Source organism: Fluviicola taffensis DSM 16823 (assembly GCF_943372375.1).
GTDB classification, from domain to species: Bacteria; Bacteroidota; Bacteroidia; order Flavobacteriales_D; family Crocinitomicaceae; genus Fluviicola; species Fluviicola taffensis_A.
In genome coordinates this window covers 79,919-106,043 of the sequence record NZ_CALRYJ010000001.1, presented here as the reverse complement: position 1 = coordinate 106,043, position 26,125 = coordinate 79,919, and the positions used below count along the sequence as shown (strand labels likewise).

23 protein-coding genes are annotated in these 26,125 nt (G+C 40.9%); 11 read left to right on the top strand and 12 right to left on the bottom strand.

Translation table 11 applies throughout. The annotated features are described in order from the left end of the window. Nucleotides 1–150: 150 nt before the first annotated feature. Nucleotides 151–2,955, bottom strand: coding sequence for a DNA polymerase I (gene polA, locus AAG807_RS00435; protein ID WP_341899776.1), 2,805 nt, complete (start codon nt 2,953–2,955; stop codon nt 151–153). Nucleotides 2,956–3,418: 463 nt separating this feature from the next. Here polA and AAG807_RS00430 point away from each other — a divergent pair, with 463 nt between their 5' ends. From AAG807_RS00430 to AAG807_RS00405, 6 genes are all read left to right on the top strand, one after another. Further along, nucleotides 3,419–6,268, top strand: a complete 2,850-nt coding sequence (locus tag AAG807_RS00430) for a hypothetical protein (RefSeq protein WP_341899774.1) — start codon at nt 3,419–3,421, stop codon at nt 6,266–6,268. 165 nt (nt 6,269–6,433) lie between these two features. Next, nucleotides 6,434–8,047, top strand: coding sequence for a hypothetical protein (locus AAG807_RS00425; RefSeq protein WP_341899772.1), 1,614 nt, complete (start codon nt 6,434–6,436; stop codon nt 8,045–8,047). A gap of 158 nt (nt 8,048–8,205) precedes the next feature. Further along, entirely contained in the window at nt 8,206–8,979 is a 774-nt protein-coding gene (surE, locus tag AAG807_RS00420; RefSeq protein WP_341899770.1) for a 5'/3'-nucleotidase SurE, read from the top strand. After that, on the top strand, nt 8,976–9,287 hold the full coding sequence (locus AAG807_RS00415; RefSeq protein ID WP_341899768.1) for a hypothetical protein: 312 nt from the start codon (nt 8,976–8,978) through the stop codon (nt 9,285–9,287). Before surE ends, AAG807_RS00415 begins: the two co-directional genes overlap by 4 nt. Next, a complete protein-coding gene (gene lpxB / locus AAG807_RS00410; protein ID WP_341899767.1) occupies nt 9,287–10,399 on the top strand; it encodes a lipid-A-disaccharide synthase in 1,113 nt (370 codons plus the stop codon). The genes AAG807_RS00415 and lpxB overlap by 1 nt, the downstream gene beginning before the upstream one ends. A 42-nt stretch (nt 10,400–10,441) precedes the next feature. After that, nucleotides 10,442–11,623: a SpoIID/LytB domain-containing protein gene (locus AAG807_RS00405; protein ID WP_341899765.1), complete on the top strand. Its 1,182-nt coding sequence runs from the start codon at nt 10,442–10,444 to the stop codon at nt 11,621–11,623. 76 nt (nt 11,624–11,699) lie between these two features. Here the strand turns inward: AAG807_RS00405 and AAG807_RS00400 are convergent, their stop codons facing one another. From AAG807_RS00400 to AAG807_RS00375, 6 genes are all read right to left on the bottom strand, one after another. After that, nucleotides 11,700–11,984 (bottom strand): hypothetical protein, encoded by a 285-nt coding sequence (locus tag AAG807_RS00400; protein ID WP_341899763.1) that lies wholly within the window; start codon nt 11,982–11,984, stop codon nt 11,700–11,702. 68 nt (nt 11,985–12,052) lie between these two features. Further along, nucleotides 12,053–12,592 (bottom strand): hypothetical protein, encoded by a 540-nt coding sequence (locus tag AAG807_RS00395; RefSeq protein ID WP_341899761.1) that lies wholly within the window; start codon nt 12,590–12,592, stop codon nt 12,053–12,055. A 153-nt stretch (nt 12,593–12,745) separates the two neighbouring features. Then, nucleotides 12,746–13,468, bottom strand: a complete 723-nt coding sequence (locus AAG807_RS00390; protein ID WP_341899760.1) for a hypothetical protein — start codon at nt 13,466–13,468, stop codon at nt 12,746–12,748. A 147-nt stretch (nt 13,469–13,615) separates the two neighbouring features. Continuing rightward, the gene (scpA, locus tag AAG807_RS00385; RefSeq protein WP_341899759.1) at nt 13,616–15,748 is read right to left on the bottom strand and encodes a methylmalonyl-CoA mutase; all 2,133 of its coding nucleotides are present in this window, start codon (nt 15,746–15,748) and stop codon (nt 13,616–13,618) included. Continuing rightward, on the bottom strand, nt 15,745–17,073 hold the full coding sequence (locus AAG807_RS00380) for a methylmalonyl-CoA mutase family protein (protein ID WP_341899758.1): 1,329 nt from the start codon (nt 17,071–17,073) through the stop codon (nt 15,745–15,747). The genes scpA and AAG807_RS00380 overlap by 4 nt, the downstream gene beginning before the upstream one ends. Nucleotides 17,074–17,084: 11 nt before the next feature. Then, nucleotides 17,085–17,852 (bottom strand): hypothetical protein, encoded by a 768-nt coding sequence (locus AAG807_RS00375; protein WP_341899756.1) that lies wholly within the window; start codon nt 17,850–17,852, stop codon nt 17,085–17,087. A gap of 136 nt (nt 17,853–17,988) precedes the next feature. Between AAG807_RS00375 and AAG807_RS00370 the strand changes: the two genes are divergently transcribed. Beyond that, nucleotides 17,989–18,162 (top strand): hypothetical protein, encoded by a 174-nt coding sequence (locus AAG807_RS00370; protein WP_341899754.1) that lies wholly within the window; start codon nt 17,989–17,991, stop codon nt 18,160–18,162. 39 nt (nt 18,163–18,201) lie between these two features. On the opposite strand, the gene AAG807_RS00365 is transcribed toward AAG807_RS00370, so the two are convergent. Genes AAG807_RS00365 through AAG807_RS00355 form a run of 3 tightly spaced genes read right to left on the bottom strand, consistent with a single transcriptional unit; the run spans nt 18,202 to nt 21,462 of the window. Then, complete coding sequence (locus tag AAG807_RS00365; protein WP_341899752.1) at nt 18,202–18,651, bottom strand: DUF1569 domain-containing protein; 450 nt, start codon at nt 18,649–18,651, stop codon at nt 18,202–18,204. 1 nt (nt 18,652) lies between these two features. After that, the gene (locus AAG807_RS00360) at nt 18,653–19,567 is read right to left on the bottom strand and encodes a diacylglycerol kinase family protein (protein ID WP_341899751.1); all 915 of its coding nucleotides are present in this window, start codon (nt 19,565–19,567) and stop codon (nt 18,653–18,655) included. After that, nucleotides 19,564–21,462, bottom strand: a complete 1,899-nt coding sequence (locus AAG807_RS00355) for a sulfatase-like hydrolase/transferase (RefSeq protein ID WP_341899750.1) — start codon at nt 21,460–21,462, stop codon at nt 19,564–19,566. The genes AAG807_RS00360 and AAG807_RS00355 overlap by 4 nt, the downstream gene beginning before the upstream one ends. Nucleotides 21,463–21,696: 234 nt before the next feature. Here AAG807_RS00355 and AAG807_RS00350 point away from each other — a divergent pair, with 234 nt between their 5' ends. Continuing rightward, on the top strand, nt 21,697–22,554 hold the full coding sequence (locus tag AAG807_RS00350; RefSeq protein ID WP_341899747.1) for a ChaN family lipoprotein: 858 nt from the start codon (nt 21,697–21,699) through the stop codon (nt 22,552–22,554). A gap of 133 nt (nt 22,555–22,687) precedes the next feature. Here AAG807_RS00350 and AAG807_RS00345 read toward each other — a convergent pair whose 3' ends face one another. Both AAG807_RS00345 and AAG807_RS00340 read right to left on the bottom strand, forming a co-directional pair. Next, nucleotides 22,688–23,017: a hypothetical protein gene (locus AAG807_RS00345; RefSeq protein ID WP_341899746.1), complete on the bottom strand. Its 330-nt coding sequence runs from the start codon at nt 23,015–23,017 to the stop codon at nt 22,688–22,690. 169 nt (nt 23,018–23,186) lie between these two features. Beyond that, nucleotides 23,187–23,522: a hypothetical protein gene (locus AAG807_RS00340; protein ID WP_341899744.1), complete on the bottom strand. Its 336-nt coding sequence runs from the start codon at nt 23,520–23,522 to the stop codon at nt 23,187–23,189. A gap of 465 nt (nt 23,523–23,987) precedes the next feature. Here AAG807_RS00340 and AAG807_RS00335 point away from each other — a divergent pair, with 465 nt between their 5' ends. The 3 genes from AAG807_RS00335 to AAG807_RS00325 all read left to right on the top strand — a co-directional run bounded on the left by AAG807_RS00335 (nt 23,988) and on the right by AAG807_RS00325 (nt 26,125). Then, entirely contained in the window at nt 23,988–24,182 is a 195-nt protein-coding gene (locus AAG807_RS00335) for a hypothetical protein (protein ID WP_341899742.1), read from the top strand. A gap of 72 nt (nt 24,183–24,254) precedes the next feature. Next, nucleotides 24,255–25,151, top strand: a complete 897-nt coding sequence (locus AAG807_RS00330) for a hypothetical protein (protein ID WP_341899740.1) — start codon at nt 24,255–24,257, stop codon at nt 25,149–25,151. Further along, entirely contained in the window at nt 25,151–26,125 is a 975-nt protein-coding gene (locus tag AAG807_RS00325) for a hypothetical protein (protein ID WP_341899738.1), read from the top strand. Before AAG807_RS00330 ends, AAG807_RS00325 begins: the two co-directional genes overlap by 1 nt.

The window sequence follows — 26,125 nt, the reverse complement described above, 5'->3', positions numbered from 1 at the left end:
AGTCAACACAATAACAAGACATAAAAAAATCCGGCTTAGTATTCTAGACCGGATTTTTAGTTTTATAAATAACTGAATATTTCCTCTGTTCCTCTGTGCTCGTCCGTGGGAAATAAAATCTGTGTAATCAGCGCAATCTGTGGGCTCAATTTAATGTGCATCCAGCCAGTTATGCGCCAATTCCATTTCCACTTCCATCGGAACAACTAATTGGATGGCATTTTCCATGGCTTCTTTCACCAGTTTCTTCATCACTTCCTGTTCGTCGTTATGCACATCAAAAACAAGCTCATCATGCACTTGCAAAATCATTTTGGATTGTACTTTCGCTTTTTTCATGGCTTTATCCACCGCTACCATTGCCAGTTTCACGATATCAGCTGCGGAACCCTGAATAGGAGCATTGACTGCATTTCGCTCTGCAAAACCTCTTACAACTGCATTGGCCGAATTAATGTCCGGTAAATACCTTCTGCGCTGCATGATTGTCTCCACATAACCGTTTTCGCGTGCGTCCTTAACAGCTTTATCCATGTAGGATTTAATGGTGGAATATTGGGCGAAATAGGAATCGATGATCTGTTTTGCTTCCGTTCTGCTGATTCCCAGGTTTTGGGAAAGCCCGAAAGCTGACTGTCCGTAAATGATTCCGAAGTTCACCGCTTTCGCAGCACTACGTTGGTCTTTTGTCACTTCTTCCAATTCAGTATGGAATACTTTTGCAGCAGTTGCACGGTGAATATCCACTTTGTCCTTGAATGCCTGGATCATGTTCGTATCGTTCGCCAAAGCAGCAATGATACGCAATTCAATTTGGGAATAATCGGCAGACATCAATTGGAAATCTTCCCCGCGTGCAATGAATGCTCTTCTGATTTCTTTTCCACGTTCACTTCGGATTGGAATATTTTGCAAGTTCGGGTTATTGGAACTCAAACGACCGGTTGCGGTTACCGTTTGCATGTAACTCGTATGAACCCGTCCGTCAACCGGATCTTTCAAAGTAGGAAGCGGATCAACATACGTCGATTTCAACTTCTTCATCTGACGGTAATCCAGAATGCACGGAATGATTTCGTGATCGTTTTTATGTTGTTGCAAAATATCTTCCGATGTTGCGTACTGACCTGTCTTAGTCTTCTTAGCTTTCGAAGAGATCTTCATGTGTTCAAACAAGACATCGCCTAATTGCTTTGGAGAATCTACATTGAAATCCATTCCTGCCAATTCCTTGATGCGTTTTTCCAATGCTTCCGTTTCTTCTGCCAATTGCTTCGAATAAGCTTCCAGATGTGGTATGTCGATTGCAACTCCTTCTTCCTCCATTCCTGCAAGAACAGAAACCAAGGGCATTTCCATTTCGTAGAACAGACTTTTTAAATGGTCCTTCTCGATTTGAGGCGCAAACAATTGTTTCAATTGGAAAGTGATATCGGCATCTTCACAAGCGTAATCGCTGATTGCTTCCGGTTGCAGATCGCCCATATTTCCCTGACCTTTTCCTTTCTTTCCGATCAATGCTTCGATACTGATCGGGGTATAGTTCAGGTAATATTCAGCCAGGAAATCCATTCCTTGTTTCGATTCGGGTTGGATCAGGTAATGTGCAATCATCGTATCAAATAATGGTCCTGCAAACTGGACTCCATAGCGATGCAGCACCTGAATATCGTATTTCATATTATGCGCAATCTTCTCAATGGATTCGTGCTCGAAAAAGGGTTTGAATTCATCCACGATGGCTTGGGCTTCTTGTCTGTCTTTTGGAACAGCAACGTAGTATGCTTCACGTTCCTTGAATGAAAAAGACATTCCCACCAGATCCGCATGAAGTGCATTGATATCTGTTGTTTCCGTATCAAAACAAACGGACTTTTCTTTCAATAATTTAGTCAGTAAAGCTTTACGTTCTTCTGGTAGACTTACTAAATGATAAGAAGGTTTCTCGGTTGCAATGGTCTTTACACCGCTGGTTGGTTGCGCTTGTTGCACATCCACCAGGCTCTGTGTTCCGAACAGGTCCAGCTGACCATTTTCATTCACTCCCGCGGAAGTAACAACGATTTCTTCTCCGGTAATTCGCTTTGCCAGATTCCTGAATTCAAGCTCCGTAAAAATATCCAGAATCAATTCTTTATTTGGTTCTTCCAAAATCAAAGCCTCCGGATTAAATTCTACCGGTGCATCCAGGATAATAGTTGCCAGTATTTTGGAGATGATTCCCTGATCTTTGAAATTGATCATGTTTTCCTTCATCTTTCCTTTCAGATCCTCCACATTTTCGAAAACACCTTCCATTGATCCGTAATCTGCGATCAACTTTTTGGCTGTCTTTTCTCCGACTCCCGGAATTCCCGGAATGTTATCAGCAGCATCTCCCCACAAACCAAGGATGTCGATTACTTGCAAAGGATGTTCGATTTCAAATTTCTCACAGACTTCTTTTACTCCCATAATCGATGCCGGATCTCCTCCGCGACCAGGTTTGTAAATGAAAATATTTTCGCTTACCAGCTGACCGAAATCTTTATCCGGAGTCATCATATAAGTAAGGAATCCTTCTTTTTCAGCCATTTTCGCCATGGTTCCGATCAGATCATCGGCCTCATATCCATCAACTACATACATCGGAATGCGGAATGCTTCAATGATTCGCTTAATAGGTTCGATCATATTCCGGATATCTTCCGGCATTTCTTCCCGATGTGCTTTATACGCTGCAAAATCCACATTCCTGTTCGTTGCACCTCCGGGAGGATCGAATACGACCGCAATATGTGATGGCTTTTCCTTATTCAGGATATCAATCAGTACATTCGTAAAACCAAATGCCGCAGAAGTATTTTGTCCTTTTGAGTTCACCCGTGGATTTTTCGCAAAGGCAAAATAAGCCCTGTAAATCAAGGCGAAAGCATCTAATAAGAACAGTTTTTTATCTGACTCCGGAGTAAGCATAATCTTCAAAAATTGTGAAGTACAAGTTTAAGGCAAATTCGGCAATTTTCAGGTTGTTCTTCGAATAATTCCCACATGGTTTTGAATTTTTATTCAAATAGAGTTTAAGTTGAGGACACAACGTTTTATGTGATTTAAACGGGAGATTTTGTGTAATAAATTTGCCAAAATCACTAAACATGTTATTTAAAACACAATTAGAATAATGAAATTATAGACAGGTAGTATTCATTTTGTGGCGTGCAATCTATTTATTAGATGAAAAACAGGTTTGGCATGAAGCTTTCTTAAAATGTTAAACTTTAGAATAGTTAAAAAAACACTTATAACATGCTGTATATTAGCTTTCTGACAAATAACTATTCACGCCATGGAAAGAATCCCTTTCGACTCGTCTTGAGCATTTCAATGTTAAGAAAACAACTACTAACAGTTTTATTACACACTATTTACTTTTATTCTTATGAAACAATTTCTAAAATTAGTCTGTTTCGTTCTGCTTTATTGTGCAGGAAACAATTTACTAGCTCAAACCGGAGCTGGGGGACCTTGCCCTGATATCAATGTCAGTACTGGAATTGATGCTACGGGAAATGCTATTGCCATCGGTGCGACCGATCCTTTCTGGACAATTAGTTCAGGGCCAGTTGGGCCAGTAGCAAAACGTGTACAAAGCTACCTTCCTTATTGGGAAGTAACACCTGTACCAGTAACAAATGCTTGCTGGATCAATGGTTCAGGCACGATTTTTAATAATGCGACGGGAAATTACACGTTCTCGCGCACCTTTAACATTGCAGCGGGAGCCACTAGTTTTACCACAAATTTTGGTATCGCCTGGGATGACGTTTTGGTTTCAATCCAGCTGATTCCACCAGGTGGCGGACCTGCTATTCCGCTTACTGTTCCCCCATCAGCGCCTTACATGGTAAGTCCGCCGATTGGTTATACAGTTCTGTCACCGGCCGCAGGAGTATGGACCATCGAATGTGTCGTTAATTTTATCGATAATGTTGGAGCTTTCATTCTTTCAGGTTCAATCGACGTAGATTGTAACGATAATCCTTGTACATGCGAAAACATTCATCCTGAATTTACTTACACAACATCTACTGATTGTATTACTACATTCACTGCGATGATTAACCCTAACTGTGCTAACACTTCGACTCAGATTGAATGGATTATCGATGGAGTTTCAGCTGGATTTGGATCGACATTCAATTATGCATTCTTAACCAACGGTACGCATACTGTCTGCATGGTAGTAACTGTAACCTTAGCTGATGGAACTCAGTGTAGGAAAGAATCCTGTCGTATAGTAACCATTGATTGCAACCCTTGCAGATGTGATCTGGTCATACCTCATTTTACTTATACGGTCGATAAGTGCATCGCCCAATTCGTAGCAGATCCTTCGTTACCTTGTTGTATTAAAGACATCAACTATGAATGGTATGTAGACGGTTTACCTGCAGGAAGTGGACAAAACTTTAGTCACACTTTTACTTCGAATGGGTTCTATAATGTCTGTTTGTTCATTACGGCTATTTTAAATGATGGAACAGTATGTTACAAAGAAATATGTCAGCTAGTCGAAATAAAAGATTGTGACGAATGTAATTGTAATCAACTTCAACCGTCATTCAATTTCAACATCGTGAACTGTGAAGGTTATTTCGATGCCGTAGTTTCGGCGCCACCTTGTATGAAAGAATTTACGTATCAATGGTATGTCAATGGACTTCCTTCAGGAACAGGACCAAATCTGATTTATTCGTTCCCTGCTAACGGACCATATAATATTTGTCTGCAGGTAACTACAATTATGCCAGATGGAAGTTCTTGTACGAAGGAATTCTGTAAAATCGTTCAGGTGAAAGACTGTGACCCTTGTAATTGTGATCAGCTTCAGGTAGGTTTTGATCACTTCTTAGAAAATTGCATTGGACATTTCAATGGCCTTGTAGGACTTCCTGCTTGTATGGAGATTACTGGATGGAATTGGTCGGTAAATGGCGTTTATGTTGGTTCGGGGCCGGTATTTGATTATACTTTCCCGGCGAATGGTGTCTACAATGTTTGCCTGACGGTTATTACACAAATGCCTGATGGAAAGAAATGTGTCAAAGAAGTATGTCAGCTGGTTGAAGTGAAAGATTGTGATGAATGCAACTGTCAACAGTTACAGCCCAATTTCGAATACCTAATAAACCAGTGTGATGTGGAACTACTAGGAGAGGCTTTTGGTCCTAATTGTATGTCCAATTACCAATACGAATGGTATGTAAATGGATCACCTGTAGGAAGCGGACAAAATTTGGTTTGGACTGCTCCAGCTAATGGAACTTACACAATCTGTCTATTTGTTACGGTAACTTTACCTGATGGGACCCTGTGTCACAAAGAACTGTGCAAAGACATTGTAATAACTGATTGTGATCAATGCAATTGCAGTGACATAGTAGCAGGATTTAATTGGCAGATTGTTCAGTGTACCGCTTACTTCAACGCATATTTTAACCAGACTCCATGTATCCAAAGCTACTCGATTGATTGGTATGTGGATGGTCTATACGTTGGTTCCGGAACACCGTTCTCCATGCCAGCATCAGGAAATGGTAGTCATACAGTTTGTATGGTGCTTACTACTGTTCTCACCAATGGACAAGTATGCCAGACTGAATCATGCAAAACGATTGATGTAGTTGGTTGTGGATGCCCTTGCAGTCTCTTGAACGGAATAATTAATTTCCAGGTTGACAAATGTAATATCCACCTCGTGGCACAACCTCAGATTCCGCAATGTATGTTAAATTCATCGGTTCCAACAAGCTATAGTTGGACAGTGAATGGTTCATATGCAGGTTCAGGTCCTGTAATTAACTATACAGCCTTAGGAAATGGTACTTACCATGTTTGTGTACTGATTGTTGTTACGAAGCCAAACGGACAGAAGTGTGAAAAAATGATCTGTAAGGATATTGTTGTAAGCAATTGTAATTCAACACCAACAAATCCACAGACGATTAATCAGCCAGGTCCAACAATGGAAGAGTCGTTAAAGCTTTACCCAAATCCGGCCAGTACGGAGCTCAATATCGATTTCATAACGAAAGACGCAGGAACTGTAAACATTACCTTCAAAACAATAGATGGTAAAGTGTTCCTAAATCAATCGATCGACGCCCAAGCGGGACCGCAACGACTCAAAATGCCGATTGCGCCAATGGTTTCAGATGAAATGATTTTGGTTGAGATCACTATGGACGGTGAAACAACTATACGTAAAGTAAGTGTTGTAAAGCACTGATTTTAAATCATAGCCAATAACCTATTTGAAAAGCCGTTCCTCTCTTCTGAGTGGGATGGCTTTTTTACTTTTCCAATGACCCTCTGTTTGCGAATTAACAGTTTTAACTGTATAACTATTCAAAATCAACTTACTTTCTACTACTCTTTGAACGAAATTTGCAAAGTGATAAAATTGTTTAAGCTAACGGTAGTTTACGGGATTGTTTTTTTGGTCGGTTATTTAGGAACCGGGATTACCTTGCATTATGTCAAACCGGAGGTGAGAATATTGCCGCAATTCGTGGAAAACATATTGGATGGTGGTGCAATTTGGAAGGTTCAATACCCGGAAGAATCGGATGTTTCCATGTTCGATCAGCGAACGTACAACCCGGAATCACATGACCCGACAGAAGAAATCCTGTTTACAGACGATTACAATTCGAAGAATGGAATTTTCTGCTTCAGGGGAAATGCGCAACGAAACGCACCGACGCGAGGTTTGCTAAAGGGAAAACCTACTGCTATTCGATTGGATTGGGAATTCACAACCGGTTATGATGGTCGGACAACGGAATATGGTTCCTGGGGCGGAGGTTCCGGTTGGACAGGTCAACCACTGGTCATCAAATGGCCTCAAAAAGTTGCGAAGCGACTTCATGGAATAGAAGAAAGATATGTGAATCAATCGGATTTCAGGGAGGTAGTTGTGGGAAGTTTGTGTGGAGATATTTACTTCATTGATTGGAAAACCGGGAAAGCGACCAGACCGCATGTGACCATTGAAAATCCGATCAAAGGAACCGTTTCGGTAGATCCGAGAATGAACGGATTGCTTTATGTCGGTCAGGGGATCAAGAATGGCGATCGATTCGGATCTTATATTTTCAACATGTTCACCGGCAAGGAAATTTTCTTCCGGAATGGCTTGGATTCCAAAGCAAGAAGAAGTTGGGGAGCATTCGACAGTAATTCATTGATTGATGCAGAAACCGGTTATTGGTTTCACCCTGCAGAAAACGGACAGATTTACAAAACCAAGGTTGCAAATAATAAGACCATTCCGAGTGCCTTCATTTTCAATTATCAGATTCAAAAACATCCGGATTTGGGGATTGAATCGAGCTTTGGAGCATGGAATAACCTCGGTTGGTTTGGTGATAACGGTGGTAATGTGTTCTGCATGAATTTGATGACCATGAAACCTGTTTGGTACCTGGATAATTACGACGATACGGATGCATCCATGGTCATTGACTTGCAAGAAGATGATCATCCTTTTTTATACACAGGAAACGAGGTGGATAAGCAAGGAGAAACCGGAACGGCTCATATTCGCAAGATTGATGGACTTACGGGAAAAGAAATTTGGGATGTGTCACGAAAATCAACCAATACCAAATTGAACGGCCGGGTAAATTCGGGAGGTGTCTTGTCATCTGTATTACCCGGAAAGAAGAAAGCAAGCAACTTGGTTTACGGGATTTTCTCACGTGTGAATGGAAGTTTGGCAGGAGAATTTGTTGCCATTGATAAGGTCACCGGAAAAGAAAAATTCACCATTCCAATGGATTATTACAGCTGGGCATCACCAATTGATCTATACGATAAGGCCGGGAATTGCTATGTATTCTTTACGGATGTATATGGAACGATTTACCTGATCGATGGGATTACCGGGAAGATTATTGTGAAGCGGAAAACGGACTGTGTCTGGGAATCTTCGCCGGTTGCCTGGGGAAATCGAATTGTGGTCGGAAGCAGGGGACGGAAGATTGTGAGTTTTGTAATAGACTAATTGAAAGGTAACTTCGACTCCGCTCAGTCACCTTTCGGGAACTTTAATCTCAGTAACAAAGGTGGCTGAGCGGAGTCGAAGCCCCGAATTGTTACTTTTCGAAACTTTCACATTTCATCTTCAACCAGTGAGAAACTAAAAATGTATCTTTGTTTCCAATGAAAAATTCGAATCGCCCACTCATTTTCGTAACCAATGATGACAGCCTGCATGCAAAAGGAATAGCTTCCTTAATTGCTGTTGCTCAGGAGTTTGGAGATGTAGTAGTTATAGCTCCTGATAAACCGCAATCCGGAATGGGACATGCAATCACCATTTCACATCCTCTGAGATTGACACGTTCTGAAATTTTTGAAGGGATTGAATCCTATTCTTGTAGCGGAACACCTGTTGATTGCGTGAAATTGGGTGTCTATGAAGTATTGCATCGTAAACCGGACCTGATTTTGTCGGGAATCAATCATGGATTGAATTCGTCTACGAATGTCTTGTATTCCGGAACCATGTCTGCGGCGGTGGAAGGAGCGATGGAGCATATCCCAAGTATCGGATTCTCTTATGGTGATTTCGATGAAGATGCTGATTTTTCTGCCCCGATGGCAGTAGCAAAGCAAATCATTCCCCAAGTTTTGAGCAATGGATTGCCGAAAGGAGTTTGTTTGAACGTCAATGTACCGAAAGGGCCGGCTGAAGCATTAAAAGGAATTGAAGTTTGCCGACAAGCATATGCTTTTTGGGAAGACCGTTTTGATAAGCGGATTGATGCAATGGGAAGACCTTATTACTGGCTTACGGGAACATTTGATTCCAGAGAAGATGCGACTGATACGGACTTACATTTCCTGGATCAGGGATTTGCTACGATTGTCCCGACACAATTTGATTTAACGGCTCACGAAACTATTTCGAGCCTAAAAAAGATATTTAAATGAAACGGAAATTCACTTGGAATTCGCGGGTTACTGCGGGAATGATCATCGGATTGGTGTCTCCAATAGTAATGGTGCCTCTTACCATGATGCTTATTGCATGGGCACAAAATTTTTACTTTTCCTTGCTTTGGAGTAAGTTTTTCACTGATCTGGCAATCATGAGTAAGTTCATTTCCCTTTCGATCATTCCCAATTTGGTTTGGTTCTACCTCTTCCTGAATAAGGAACGATATGACCTTGCTCGTGGAATTATCATTGGATCGGCATTGTTTTTACCTTTCATCTTATACGTCAATTTACTCCGTTAATGGGAAAGAAAATCTATATCATTTCAGGTGAGGCATCAGGAGATTTGCATGGAGCAAATGTAATGAAAGAGCTGTATGCCGACCAACCCGACCTTGATATCCGATTTTGGGGTGGAGACAAGATGCAAGCCGTTGGTGGAACGATGGCTAAACACATTCGTGATTTGGCGTTCATGGGGTTTGTGGAAGTCTTGATGAATTTGCCTACGATCCTGAAGAACATCCGTTTTTGTAAGGAGGATATTCTGAAATTTCAACCGGACGCCTTGTTGCTCATAGATTATCCGGGATTCAATATGCGCATTGCGGAATGGGCAAAGAAAAACAACATCAAGGTGTATTTCTATATTTCTCCAACCGTTTGGGCATGGAAGGAAAACCGGGTGCATAAGATCAAAAGAGATGTATACAAATTATTCTGCATTCTGCCTTTTGAAGCCGATTTTTATAAAAAATACGCCTACGATGTCGAGTATGTCGGACATCCTTTGCTGGATGAGATAGAACAATATCAGGAACTTCCGAAACAGGAACTGAAGATTTCAGCGTCTGACGGCAAACCGATCATCGCGATGCTTCCGGGATCCAGAAAACAGGAATTACGAACAAAGTTGCCGGTCATGCTTCCTTTGGTGGATCTGTTCCCACAATATCACTTTGTGATTGCAGGTGCGCCGAATATGGATATTGCCATTTACAAGGAACTGATAGGAGACAAGAAAGTGGATGTGGTTTACGGACAGACATATCCTTTACTTCAGCAATCGGAAGCTGCAGTGGTCACTTCCGGAACAGCAACGTTGGAAACCGGTTTGTTCGAAATACCTCAGGTGGTGTGTTACATCGGGAATGCGATTTCCTATCAGATTGCAAAAAGATTGGTCAATGTCAAATACATTTCGTTGGTGAACCTGATTCTGGACAAGGAAGCGGTTACCGAATTGATCCAAAATGATTGTACAACGGAACGTTTAGCAAAGGAGTTATCCTTAGTTATTGAAGGCGGAAACAAACGCAAACAGGTTCTGGAAGACTATTCCAAATTAAAAGCCATGCTGGGAAAAGGAGGTGCATCCAAAAAAGTTGCACAATCGGTGTTGAAAACTATTTGAGTTCGAGCCGATTTCAGTTTGGAACGAAACTAATTTTGTAGGATGTTGCGCTTACTCGTGCTCATAGGGTTCATTTTTCCATTTTTCGTGTTTTCTCAACAAATGCGGATTGGTGTTTTGCGCGATTATTCCGTTGAACGGATTGTCTTTGCCTATTCCGACGGAAGTTATAATGTGTTTGGAGATACTACTCTTTTCGCAACGATTCTACCTAGTGAGTTTGTGGATATCTCCATTACAGGCAACAATCAGATTTCTCTTAAGATCGGTGTGAATGAAGTAGCAGTAGTTTCAAAAGTACTCCTGGTGGCCACAAAACTCAATCAATCCCTGGTCTATTCAACAAAGACTCCCGTTATCAAAGAACGCAAGTATAAGGATGATGTGGAAATCACGGTTCAAAATGGAGCCTTGACAATCGTTAATTTGGTTGATATCAATAATTACCTGAGCGGTGTTGTCGAATCTGAAGGTGGTGGTGGAAAAGAGATCGAATATTACAAGGTTCAAGCTTTGATGAGCAGGACCTATGCTCTGAAATACAAGACCAGACACCAGAAGGAAGGGTTTGATCTGTGTGACCGCACGCATTGTCAGGCGTATCACAATCAATTGCGTCTGAACCCGATGATTGATTCTGCGGTTCTGAAAACAGAAGGAATGGTGATGGTAGATCAACATAATCATTTGGTAGACGCTTATTTTCATGCAAACTGCGGTGGTCAGACTTCCGAGCCCGATTATGTCTGGAATAACAAGATTCCCTATTTAAGCACGTTTAAGGACACTTTTTGCATTTACACCAAGCAAGCGACCTGGGAGCGGAGAATTCCCCAAACGGAATGGTTGGAATACCTCGTACGCAATTTTCACTATCCTGTGAATGATTCCGTTTTGGGACCGATGATCTATACCTTCAATCAACCGGATCGATGTGCGTTTTATCAATATCCCTGGTTGGGAATCCCATTAAGGGATATTCGGGAAAATTTTAAATTGAAATCCACATTTTTCAATTGCTATCCGGAAGGGACAGACGTGATTTTGAGGGGAAGAGGTTACGGTCACGGAGTTGGTTTGTGCCAGGAAGGTGCTATGAAAATGGCCCGGTTCGGATTCAATTACATTCAGATTGCCTTGTATTACTTTCCGGGTGTCAAAGTGGTGAATTATCAGGAGCAGCAATTCTTCAATCAAAAACCCAAGATCGCAGAGCTGGATTGATGAGTGTGCCTTCGACTACGCTCAGTCACCTGAGCAATAGAATAGACAAGGATACTGAGCGGAGTCGAAATATCAATTACTTGTATGTAATCACGAAAATATCCTCGTCGTCTTTCTTGAACAACTTATCTTCCCGTGCAAGTTTTTCCAGATAGGATAGGTCTTTGATCTGGGAAAGGATGTATTTGGTGTCTTTCAACTTCAGATTCATTTCCGATTGGGCTGAACGCAATTCTGAAATCTTCTTGTTTTGATTGATAATGGTGAAGATATCCACTTCATCCAGGAACAGATTGTACACCATGAACAGGCAAAGCGCCAGGATGTATTTGTTCTTAAAAGGGATAAGGTACTTTTTCATAAATCAAAAATAGTTGATTAATAGTGTGCTTTTTCGTTAGCCAGCTGAAAGATATCCGCTTGAGATTGTTAGTTTCCCGGAATTCGCTCCACCTCCGTAATTTCATCTAAAGCATGGTATATAAAACTAACCAGGTGAAGCATTTCGTCACGTCCTTTGTTTTGCCCGATTTTGGAGGAGATGAAGATGGTAGAGATTAATATCAAACCAATTGGTAAACTCCAGATAAAAGTAGAACCATCTCTCATACCCAGCTGAACAATTCCAAATATTCCACCAAATATGGTCAGAATTGTCAATGCGGCATAAATTAGTGTGAAAAGTACCCAAACTGATTGCCTTGGACCTAAAACGCAATGCACCCCGATGTAATCTAAATAATCGTGTTTTTCAATTCGAACGGACATTTCCGGTGACCAGTAATGGGCAGATTCGGAAAGTGTTTTCACAAATACATAGTTGTTTGAGCGTACACCGGAAATCGTGCGATCTTCTTTCAGTTTGATTGCCAAATGTTTAAGGGCGGTTTCCGGATCACAGTTTATTTTCAAGGCAAATCGCGGACGGATCTCTCCCAATATGTGATGATTTAACTTGTTAAATGCCATTTCGCTCGTTGTTAGTTATTTAAACATAGAGAAATAGAGGCGAAAGAACAAGTGTGGAATCTTAATTTGGAATGATTCTATTTTTTTTCCAATGTAGGGAGCAAAAAAAAGACTCTGACAATTAAGCCAGAGTCTCCAATAAACTGATAGCTATCAGTTTACAATTTCGTCGTATTTTGCTTTGAAATCTTCATTTCCTTCGTACCACTGGGCAACTTTACCCATTACAGCTTTTGCCTTATCCGTTTGTTTCGCACTTAAGTAACATTCTGCTGTCTGAATCACACCCATCATCAACAAGTCTTTTTCAGCTTTATTCCATTCGGAAATGTCTGTTACGGTTTTTAACATCGTTTCAGCTTCTTTCCAGATGGTATTGGCGCCTCCTTTATCTGCGTTTCGATATTTACAAACCCCATCCAGGTATTTTGCTCCGATACTTGTCAAATTGATCTTGTAGTACTTGATAATCCAGGTTGAAGCTTTTTTATAGTCAGGAGCCTCGATTTCATTCTTGATCATCTCCACCAGGCTGTTTCTGAATTCATCGTAGAACTCGGCATATTCCGATTGAACATCGCCGGCTTTATCGTACTTCAAACTTTTACCTACTTCTCCGATTGCCTCTTTGTAAGCATTCTTGTACTTTTCGTCATCAGAACCACTTAAAGAAACTTTGTATAAACCTCGTCCCATCCACATGTGTGGCAATGCATCACTTTTCGTTTTGTCACTCATGACGTATTTTTCAGATGCGCGAACCAACTTTTCGTAGTCGCCATCAGCGTAAAGGATACGTAAATCATTATATTCTGGTGCTTGTGCAACCAGCAATTTGGCAGTAAGTAGTGCACCAATTAGAACAAGCTTTTTCATAATATTTAATTTCGTTGAAGGATTAAACCAAGAACTATGCCGAATGTACGAAAACTTTGAATAAAAGTTTCGTTGAGTCTTTTTAAATTGACTTAATTACCCGATTGACATCAACATCCTTTAAAAAAGATTTAAAATTAACAGTTCTTATTCCGCACTTCGAATCAGCAATTCCAGGATTTTCTGTGCAGCTTTCGAGATCTTTGTACCAGGTCCGAAAACCCCGAAAACTCCGGCATCGTAAAGGAAATCATAATCCTGAGCAGGAATGACTCCTCCTGCAACAACCATGATGTCCGGTCTGCCCAATGTCTTCAATTCTTCGATCACTTGCGGAACCAGGGTTTTATGTCCGGCTGCCAAAGAAGAAACTCCCAATACATGCACATCATTTTCGATTGCCTGTTTTGCAGCTTCCCGTGGTGTTTGGAAAAGTGGTCCTATGTCCACATCAAAACCGATATCGGCAAAGGATGTTGCAATGACTTTTGCTCCGCGATCGTGACCATCCTGCCCCATTTTGGCAATCATGATCCGAGGTCTTCTTCCTTCCAGTTTCGCGAAGGATTCAACCAATTCTTTTGCCTTTTCAAAATCTTTATCATTCATACTTTCAGCCGAATAAACTCCGCTAATTGAGCGAATAGTTGCCTGATGCCTTCCAAAAGTGGTTTCCATTGCTTGTGAAATCTCACCCAAGGATGCACGTTCGCGGGCGCATTCAACCGCAATTTCCAATAGATTCCCTTTTCCGGTACGTGCAGCTTCTGCCAGTTTTTCCAGTGCAGCTTTTACGCGTTCCGGGTTTCTGTTTTCACGCAATACCTTCAATCGTTCCAGTTGCGAGAGACGCACTTTCGTGTTGTCTACTTCCAGGATATCCATCGCATCCTCTTTTTCCAATTGGTAGCGATTAACGCCTACGATAATATCTTTTCCGGCATCGATACGTGCTTGTTTGCGAGCAGCAGCCTCCTCAATGCGCATTTTTGGAATTCCTGTTTCAATTGCTTTCGCCATTCCCCCCAATTCTTCCACTTCCCGGATCAACTTCCAGGCTTCATCCACTAACTGCTCTGTCAGTTTCTCCACATAATAACTTCCTCCCCATGGATCAATGATGTCGGTCATTCCTGTTTCCTGTTGCAGGTAAATCTGTGTATTACGCGCAATTCTTGCGGAGAAGTCGGTTGGCAATGCGATGGCTTCATCCAATGCGTTGGTATGCAGAGATTGTGTTCCCCCAAATCCTGCCGCCATGGCTTCGATACATGTTCGTGCAATATTGTTGAACGGATCTTGCTCTGTCAAGCTCCAGCCTGAAGTCTGACAATGCGTTCTAAGAGCCAATGATTTCTCGTTTTTCGGATTGAATTGTGCTACGAGTTTGGACCAAAGAAGTCTTCCGGCGCGCATTTTTGCAATCTCCATGAAATGATTCATCCCGATCGCCCAAAAGAAACTCAAACGTGGAGCGAAACTATCGACATCCATTCCTGCGTTGATTCCTGCTCTTAAATATTCCAATCCATCTGCCAGGGTATAAGCCAATTCAATACTCGCAGTTGCACCGGCTTCCTGCATGTGGTAGCCTGAAATGGAAATGGAGTTGAAGCGAGGCATTTTTTCTGCTGTGTAGGCAAAAATATCCGCAATGATCCGCATGGATGGAGCAGGTGGATAGATATAGGTATTCCGAACCATGAATTCTTTCAGGATGTCATTTTGAATGGTTCCGGAAAGTTCTTCCTGTTTTACCCCTTGTTCTTCCGCAGCAACGATATAAAATGCCATAATTGGAATTACGGCGCCATTCATCGTCATAGAAACGGACATTTCATTCAATGGAATCTGATCGAAGAGGATTTTCATATCCAAAATCGAATCGATTGCCACTCCGGCTTTTCCAACATCGCCCACAACGCGTTCGTGATCCGAATCGTATCCGCGGTGAGTAGCCAGGTCAAAAGCCACGGAAAGTCCTTTTTGTCCTGCTGCTAAGTTTCTTCTATAAAAAGCATTCGATTCTTCTGCAGTAGAAAATCCGGCGTATTGGCGAACTGTCCAGGGACGAATTGCATGCATGGAGCCGTAAGGACCGCGTAAGAAAGGCGCTTTTCCGCTTACAAAACCTAAATGACTGATATCATTCAGATCGGTTTTGTTGTAATAACTGGCCAGTTCTATTTTCTCGGAAGTGGAAAAAACACCTTTTTCAGCTGCTCCGGATAAGGATTCGGCATTTAAGGATACCTCTTCAAATGATTTGCGGATACTCATAAGGTCTGTTCTAAAATTAATGGCTTCATGTTGTTCCAGCAGGACGGAAGTTCAATCCAGTTCGCTGCAATTTGTTCCGGATTCGGGAATATATTAATTCCGATGCGTTTTTCCGTTTTGTCTGCTATTTCGGAAATGCGCATTGCTGCCTTTTCTTCAATTTCAGCAGTAAGTGCCTTGCGGACTTCCGGATTGGAAATGGTCCCATTCCTTTCGATCCATTGAAAAGAGCTCCAGGCGCGTTCTGCAATTGTTTCCGTTAAGGAATCCAGGGCATACGAACCACCCGCAGGATCCAATACAATTTGCAAATAGGATTCTTCCTTTAGCAAAAGTGAAATGTTTGTCGCCATTCGTCTGGTGAAGGGTGTATTCGAATTTGCGGAATACCAATCATAGGGTTGAATATTCAAATGTTGAATTCCTCCTAATACGGCAGACATTGCTTCCGTAGTTTGACGCAACAAATTGGTATAGGGGTCTTTCAGACTGATATTCAAAAATCCGCTGCGGGCTGTAATTGTAGCAGCTAATGAACAGGTGTGTTTTGGTGAATATGCTGAAACGATTTGTGACCAGCAGGTTCTGAATGCCCTGATCTTGGCTAATTCAAAAAAGTATTTGCTTCCGATTCCGAAAGTGAAATGAATGGCTGCTGCTGCCGTATCACAGTCAATTCCCCGATCCATTTGTTTTACCAGGATTTCATGCCCCTCTGCCAGTGCGATGCTCAGTTCTTGCCAAGTTGTTCCGCCAGCTTGTTGAACCAGGGAAGCATCGACATGATATAGTTTGAGATTTGGATTTTTATCCAGATAGGCTTTCAGATTGGTCTTTAATAATTCGTCGTTGTCGGCATATTCAATGAGTGCAGGAGCTTCTTTTACAAATACCAGGAACTGATTCACCTGTTCGATACTTTTCGCTCTGAAAGTGGTATGGATAAAAGAAAGACCTACTTCATTCAAAAGAAGATGGAAATCAATGGGATCTGCGTTTGTTGCTTCTAGAATCAAGTGATCGGTTCCGGCCATCAATGCAGCAATGATTTCGGTATTGGTTTCTTTTGGTTCTGAAATCCGGAAAGCAGTTGCAATGGTCCAGTCGTTGTTTTTTGCCTGAATTCCACGTGTATAAGGAGCTGATCCCGGATCTGAGAAATGCACTTTCTGATCTTCCCGGTGGAAATAACTTGGAAATGTGATTTCCTCTACTTTATTGACCTTGTTTAATGTATCAATCGATTCACCCTTGAGTTCCTTTTTCAGGATAGCAATCCATTCCTCTTTGGAACTAGCTTGGAAGGATGAGAATAAGTCATTCATGTTTTATTCTTTTATGTATCTAATAGATCTTGATCTTGAACTGCTTTTACCGGTTCGGGTTCGGCTTTTTTGTTGAGTAGGATATAGGTTGCGGTGGATAACATTGTTATTAAAACCGGAGCAGCGATGATTCCCACTGCCGGAATTTTTATCATCAATGTAAAGATCCCGCCGGTGATGAGCATGTAACTCATTCTGGAAAATCCCATTCCCCAGCTTCTGAAGAAATTCAGTCCGTAGCGTTCCATACTGTAATCGTAGAAAGAGAACCCAACGAAGAAGGAAGCGATCAGAAAGAATAGGGCTTCACCAATAAAATCAGGTAAAATCCAAGAGAAAACCCACCAAATTGCCAGGAAGATGTATTCCATGAATAAGGCGCTGATGACAATGAGGATCATTCTCAGGAAATCATTGAATAGGCGTACCAAATCAAATTTGTACTCTTTTCCTGTGAGGTAACTGTCGAATTTTTCCGAAAGAATGCAGTTTACAGGTGAAAGAATCACCAGAATGACAAACTTATAGAATTCGGAAGTGATCAGATCAAAAATCCCGAAAACGCCATCTGCCAGCCATGAAATTGCCGATCCGACAACGGGAACAGCATCCGCTACATTGGTGATGCCTTCCTGAACACGATGAGCCTGCCATTGAAAGTAGAAATAAATCAATCCGACGATCAATCCCGGAACAAAAAACCACAGGAACTTTCCTTTCAGTAGTGCTTTTGTTACTTGTTCTATTCCTGTCCAATGATGTTTAAAGGCTTGAACCATGTGTCTGTTTTTTCGAATTCAAATATACGAAGAATGTAGCATGCTGAATGAAGAATTAAGAGGGAGATTTTTCTCTTCATTCTGAATTTGGTATATTGGCATATAAATTGCAAATCAGCATTAAATAATAGAGGATATGAAAAATTTAGCATTGATTATTGTCGCAGTAATAGGGACTTCAGTAGCATCTTATGCTCAGGATGGAAAAAAACAGGAGCCGACGAAAAAAATTGAGACTAAAAAACCGACCAAACGAATAGTCAAATCGGTTGATAAAAAGAAAGAGGTTCCAGCAGAAAAGATGAAGTAAAAGAAAATGCCCTGACGATGAAGTCAGGGCATTTTAGTTTTAGATGATCCCAAATTGGGTAAAATGATGCGTCAAGTGCTTTTTATTCAATAGATCCCACTGTTCATAGTCCAATGGTCCGTAATAGGCGTGAACCGTTTTCAATTCCGGATTCTGTGCGAACAGTTCCTGAAATTCCAGGTACACATCCACAAACTCGTCAATAGCCAATTCCAGTTCTTCATTGCGCAATGGGGTGCCTTCTTTTGCAAATGGAACCTGCATATCTTGTGCCATCGGTTTATCCGTATACAAAAAAGCGACCATGCGTTCCACTTTGTCTTCCGGAATGATTAATTCCTGTGGATTTTCTGCCGTCGCGATTCGAATCGTATCTGTCAAATGTTCAACCATCCGTTGAGCAGACATTTTCCCCCAAGCCGGCTTTGTATCAGCTTTCAACTTGTTCAGGTGGGAAAGGACAGTTTCCAAATCGGTTTCAATAAACATATTAATCAGTTTTAAGTTTCAAATTTATGAATTCCAGGTATCCTTTTCCACAGAGTACGGAAAGACTGCTCGGAACGATTTCCAGGTTGATTTCCTTTCTGACCTCAAATGGTTCCCCATCATAGTGGGCCAATGGAATATCCAGGATAATGCGCGCCTTTTGAAAGGGAATGATACGAATATATCTTGAACCTTCAATTTTTTTGAAGAAGAAACGACCGATCACACCCATCGTTCTCCACCAGGAGAATTTGCTTAAAAGAACCAATTCCATCTGCCCGTCAATGACATTCGATTTGGGTGAAATACAAAATCCATTTCCAAATTCCGATGAATTGGCAACCGAGCAAAGCAGGAAATTCCCTTTGATTTGCTGATCGGGCAAAATGATCTTCATTTTCGGCGGTTTATAGGAAAAGTATTCTTCGTAAACCAATTGGGTGTATCCCCAAAAACCACGGATATGGTATTCATCAAACCGTTTGGCAATGAATGCATCAAATCCATAACCTCCAACACCCAGAAAAGGTTTGTCGTTTGCCAATCCTGTGTCCATCCGGATACTGTTCAGTTCATTGATGTTCTGAATTGCCTGGGGCGTTTTCAAGGGAATTTTCAAATGTCTTGCCAGTCCGTTTCCGGAACCGGTTGGAATAATGGCCAGATGGCATCTTGTTCCGATCAATGCGGTTCCCACTTCGTGAACGGAACCATCTCCTCCAACCGCACAAACGATATCGATCCCTTCACGGGCTGATTCTTCTGCAATGGATTTGGCGTGTTGCTTATATTGTGTAATTGCGATGTCATACTCAAAGAGGTCATGATTCAAGTGCTCCTCAATCATCTGTGGAACCTTGGCCTTCTTGACCCCACCTGAAATGGGATTGATTATGAACCGAATTCTCTTTTTCATCGAACAATCGTCTGATTATGAATTAAATCATGATTATATCTCTGAATAATGGCTTTCAAACGGGTTGCCATTTTTTCTGCTTCTGCCTTTTTTTCGGGCAATAGGTTGGTTGGGTTTTTGGTTTTTATAGTGAAGTCAAACAGGTTGACAATCTTGTCATTCGAAAAGACCAACAGCTTATCGTTTTGGAAATAGTAATAGGAACCTTCCAGGTAAGTGACGGCTTCCCGCGGATCTTTGGAGAAATAACTGTTTCCGATGCTGTAATAATCAGTCTTGATATTCAACAAGTCTAAAACGGTCGGCATGATATCGATCTGTTGGAAAATTGCTTTCTCTCTCTTACGAGGTAGTTTTCCACTCGGGTCATAGAATGCGATCGGAATGCGGTACATTTCTGTCCGTTGGTTGTAAACCTCGCTATTGCTGGAAGGAGTATGGTCCGCAACAATGACAAACAGGGTTTTATTAAACCAAGGTTCCTTTTTCGCTTGCTGGAAGAATTTACGCAAACTCATGTCTCCGTAATAGATGCTCTTACAAATTGGATGAGGTCCGTTCTTCATTTTGGAACGCCACACTTCCGGCACGAAATAGGGATGGTGGGAAGAAAGCGTGAAGAGGTTCGCCATGAATGGCCCCTTCATTTTGGTCAATTGTTTTGCTGTCCACGGATTGAAATACTCGTCGAGGATTCCCCAGGTCTTGTCAAAATGCTTGTCGTTGTTGTATTCGAAGCGACCAATGTATTTTTCATAACCCAATTGGGAAGCAAAACTGTTGAAGCGCATGGATCCGTTTGTTGCGCCATGATAGAAACCTGTGCTGTAGCCCTTTTCTTTCAGGATGCTTGGTAAACTTTGCAGCTGATTGTTGCTGTATGCCGATGAAATGTACGGGTTATCCATCAAGGTTGGCATGGATGCGGAGATAGTCGGAACGGCTTCTATGGATTTTTTTCCATTGGAAATCCCGTATTCGAAATACCAGCTCTTGTTGAGCAAGGAATCCAGGAAAGGAGTGTATGACTTGCTCTTGTTGAATTGTCCCACCCATTCATTCCCGAAGCTTTCCAGCATAATGACCATGACATTGGTTCCATCGGGTAGGATGTGTTGCGGATTACTGGTTCTTATCGGGTTGAATAAGTGGTCCAGTTCCTTTTCCGTGTAATATTTCTTTTCCTCCAGATCACTTTTCCCGATGGATTTCAGAATTGTAAATGCGGAATTCAATACCAATGCGGAATTTTCAGGACGGGTGTACAACGAAGCTTCAATGGCTGAAATGGGTCTGAGTCCGATACCGCCGCGACCCAAAAAAATACAAATTGGAATGGAAAGAATCAAGATAATTAACTCTACACGCAATTTGCTGTTCTTCTTGTTTTTCCAGTTCCGGAAATTGGTCTTTCGGTAGAATCTTGCAAGTACGTAAACACCCAAGATGAAAATAAGGATGAGAAGCCAGTAATCTGTAATGAAACTGGTGAGGAGTTGACCGATATCATTTCCCGCTGAGACGATGACAAATAAATCTGCAGTGGAGCGTTTTAGTGTAAAATTGTAATAAGCGGTATCCATTAAGTTCAGCGCCACGATCAATAATGTCGGAACAAAGAAGGTGATTGCCTGCAGGATGCGGATAATCCAATTGGTTTGCCAATTTTTAGGTAATAGACTGAAAATGATGAAGGGCATAAAGAGCAAACCAATGGTTGAAAGATCAAACCAGATTCCCGCCAGCCAATCGGTAAATTGTACGTGTGCAAAGGAATCCATGTTGAATAAATAGAAAATGACTCGTGTAATGGTCATTAACAATAAGATGAGAGCAATCCGTAGCAGCAGACTTTGCAGCGTTATTGGGAGAGCATTACACAGTTTCTTCAACATAGTACAAAAATAAGTAACCTTTTCGAGGTAGGTGTTGTGTTTTTGTTACTTAAAAATAGATAGAATTTCGCAATGCGGTTGAAAAACCGTTCGGATGTGTTCTAATCAACAGTCGGGGTGAAAAATTTTTCGCCCCGACTGTTTTCATTGATCTACTCTGTGAAAGGTAGTTTTAGAATTGCTCTTACTTAAAACAGGTAGGAAGGGCATTTTGAAAGTTCCTATCTTTGGAGGATGAAAACTCTTTTAATCTGTCTGGTTCTCTGTTCCCATGCCTATGCACAGGATCTGGAGGCATTCCGCATTTTTGATTCCAAGGGGAAGCCCGTTTCTTTTCAGAAAATGATGGCGAAACTTTCCACTAAGCAGGTGGTCCTTTTTGGTGAATTTCATGATAACCCGATCTCTCATTGGTTGGAGTTGAATGTGTTGATGGAACTTAATAAAAAAACTTCCGGTCCGAAGCTGGGAGTCGGTTTTGAAATGTTCGAATTGCACCAGGTGAAGGCGTTGAATGCTTACATCGCAACGAAATCCTACAAAGCGCTGAAAGATTCCACCGAATTATGGACCAATTTTAAAACGGATTACAAGCCTGTTTTGGATTCTGCGATTGCTTACGGGAACACGCCGTTTGCGGCAAATGTAACACGGAAATACGCGAGTCTGGTGTTTAAAAAGGGATTGACAGCATTGGATTCCCTTCCGGCAGAGCAAAAGAAACTGATGGCACCTTTGCCTTTTCCCTTTGATTCTACTTTGACGCAATATGTGGAGCTGATCAATATGGGAAGGGAAATGCATGCTTCCGGAATCAATTTTGCCTATGCACAGGCGATCAAGGATGCGACGATGGGGTATTCGATTGTGCAGCAATTGAAGAAAAGTGAGCAGGTATTCTTCCTGAACGGTGCCTTCCATTCGGATTTCCATCAGGGAATCGGGTGGTATGTTCAGCAATATGCTGCGGGAACAAGTGTCGGAACGATCACGACTGTTTCACAAAAGGATGTGCGTAAATTGGAAAAGGAACACCTGAATCGTGCGGACTACATTGTTGTGGTAAATGAAACGATGGGTTCTACACATTAGAATTGGGACTTCGACTACGCTCAGTCACCAATTTCGACTACGCTAGTCCTATGTTTAGCATCAACGCAAGCATTCAGTCAAATTGTAAAGAAATACGACAAAGGTCGCTGAGCGCAGTCGAAGCGCCGAAGTATTATTTCTCGTTCGATTTCTTCAACAACTCATTATAATCCTCCAGCAACTTCAGGTACTTATTCTTCCAGTATTCCTTTGTCTGGTTGTTGTATTGGTTTTCAGGATCTTCAAATGAATGGGGATTGATTGCGCTCAATTCCTTGATCTCATCTGAAAAATCGTGATGAATGATATTGCCGATTGAAAGGATCGTTTCAATATCCACCTGAGTGTTGTCAAACATAAGGTACATCCAACGTCTGCTTTTGCCTATTTTTTTGGCAATTGCGCTGATCGGATATCCGCTTTGACGGATTGCGCGTTCTACGATTTCTCCACGATGTTGCATAGAGACAAAAATCTTCACTCGAACGAGTAATTAGTTTACCACTAAATGCGCGTTTAAGGGAAAAAATATCCAAATGTGTGTATGGTGAAAGAAAAATTGAAATGCGCACTTATGAGTCGTAAGTGTAAAGCTTTGTGAGCAGGGCATAAGTGCTTTTACGGGCTCTTTTTTACTCTTTTTTCGGATTGTTTTTTTTCAATAATTCGTTGTAATTCTCCAATAATCGGAGGTACTTGTTCTTCCAGTATTCTTTTGTCTGTTTGTTGTATTTTGTTTCCGGCTCCAGGAATGAACTGGTGTTTATTGCACTTAACTCCCTTATTTCATTGGAGAAATCATGGTGTATTATTTTCCCTATCGAAATAATTGATTCGATATCTACCTGGGAATTATCAAACATCAGATACATCCATCTTCTGCTCTTCCCCAATTTTCGGGCTATCTGACTGATGGGATACCCACTTTTCCGGATTGCGCGTTCTACAATTTCGCCACGATGCTGCATGTGACAAAGTTGTTTACTTATTTGAGTAATAAAATTACCACAAATTATACACTATTGAGAAATAATTATAAATTTGCTGTAATTACTATATCTGACTGAATGAAAAATGTTTATGAAGCCCAGAGAAAACGACTATCAGATCTGCTTGGTGGATCGATGAACAATAGATTACAAACTATTCGAAATAACTGAATCCAAGATGAAAATCAATGATATGATCAATTCCTCTTGCAGTAATTAGGACATTCCTGACTGCTTGAAATAGTCATTCACTGAATTTTTTAATCACGGAATACTATAAAAAAATGGAGGTGCGGTAACACCTCCTTGCATTTCTGCAGTTTACCGGCTCCTGACAATGCGAAAACTTTGCACTTAGTAGTGTTGCCGAAAATGCTAGTGTAAAGGTAAGTAATTAAGAGTAGGCATTTTTAAATTAGAATTCAGCTTATGGCAACTAAAAAAATGGAGTCATTGACATCAAAGAAATTTGACTCGAAAAATTTAGTAAGAGTATCTGGTGGTGATACTACTTACGGACCTGCACGCTTAACGCGTTATGATGGACGTGGAGGACAAGACGGAGATACTGCTGCTCAAACTTATAATCCAGCGGGCAAACCTCCGGGAACTGAAGGTACTGATTATATCACCAGCTAATTCAGTTTCTTTAAATGAATCCTCTGCTTTGTTTCATAGCAGAGGATTTAGCATAATTTAAAATTCCAAAAAATGAAAAAAACCTTGTTCCTGTTCAGCTTCTTAATGTGCTTTAGCATTTCTGCACAAATCAATCACATTGACTACAAAGTTGATTGCGATCCAGCATACCGTTATGCGATTGATGATTCGAATTATACTAAATGCCTCGGTCATTTATCTAAAGTGAATAAGAGATATAGCAAACTTTATTGCGAGGAATACATCCTGATGGCTCATTGCTATAAGAAAATGGGTAAGGAAACGAAAAGTGCCAAATGTTTGAGAAAGGCTTGGTCAACTTATGGATTTGATATGGTTTGTTTGGATCAGATACCTCAGATAAATCTGGAAACTATGAACGAAGGTTATTCAAAAAAACAACAAAAACTCGTTCAACAAGGCTATGATAATTTTGCAAAATTAAAGAGAGGAAATACGGATTCTTTAAAGCTTGTTTTACAAGCTATGGAAGACAGAGATCAAGTTCCAAGGATGAAGTTTTATACTGATTCAGTTATTGATACCAATGCAGTGAATCGTGAAATTGTTTTGGTGGATTCACTTAATTTGATTGAGTTTCGGAATATCATTTACAAACTAGGTTATCCCGGAGAATGGATCCTGCCGGGTAATGTTTCTAGGGTATTTGTTCTGTTGGTTCATTCGTCCTATAACCAAGCATTTTTTGACGAAATGAAGCCTGTATTTTTAAATGAAGTGATTGCAGGGCGCATGCCACCAAGTCATTATGCTTTGTGGTTAGACCGTCATTATTCAACAGTTTATTTACCACAACCTTATGGAATGTTGGCAATTCCAGGGAAGACTGATTTTTCAGAGGAGCAGAAACAAGAAATAATTGCTAATCGATTGAAGATCGGATTAGTTAAAAATTGCCTCATACCAACTAAACTATTGATGTTCTGATGATACTGGTTTTCACTGAACGAACTGATTTGAATTCCAGAATAGTTCTTTCCTATTTGAACTATTACAATGAGCCATTTGAAGTCTTTTTGGAAGATGATGCAATTGAGCTGGAATACTTGATCGAAAAAAATAAGTTTGATTATCAGGTTTATAAAAACAATCAATTCGTATGTAGTTCAAATGATATAAAATCCGTTTGGTATCGAAGAACTGATATACAAGTTTGTCGGTTTGGGACAGGTCAATTTTCCCAAAAGGGATTAGAGATATACTCAAGTGAACATATTAAAACAAGGTATCAGCAGATTCAAAGATGTTTTCACAATAAAAGATGTTTGGGAAAATTCGGATTTGGGAATTATAATAAAATTGAATTTCTCGAAATCTGCACTTTACTGAATCTCGAAATACCAAGAACGCTAGTTACAAAGTCGAAACAATACCTGATTGAATTTTGGAATAGTTGTAAGGGTGAAATTATTACAAAATCACTTGCTTTTCCATACGAGTACACAAATTATAATGAATCGGGCGAAATCGAAAGCTATCAATTAGGTTATACTGTTCCTGTCGGGGAATTGGAGATAGAATTGCTTCCGGAATTCTTTGATTTGAGCATTTTTCAGGAAAAGCTAGACAAACAATTTGAGATCAGAACCATCTTTTTGGATGGAAAAACCTATTCACAAGCGATTTTTTCGCAGAGCCGTGAGATTGCCTCATTGGATTACCGTCAAGGATACGATTCGGGTATGAGAACATGTAATTACACATTACCGACACGAATTGAAACACAGGTTGAAAAATTAATGAAGAAACTGGATTTGAATTTCGGGTCCTTGGATATAGTTGTTACGAAAGATAATAGATATGTCTTTTTGGAAGTAAACCCAAATGGTCAATATGGTGCTGTTTCTTTATCAACAAACTCAAATGTAGATTACGAGCTTGCAAAATTTTTGATGAATTGA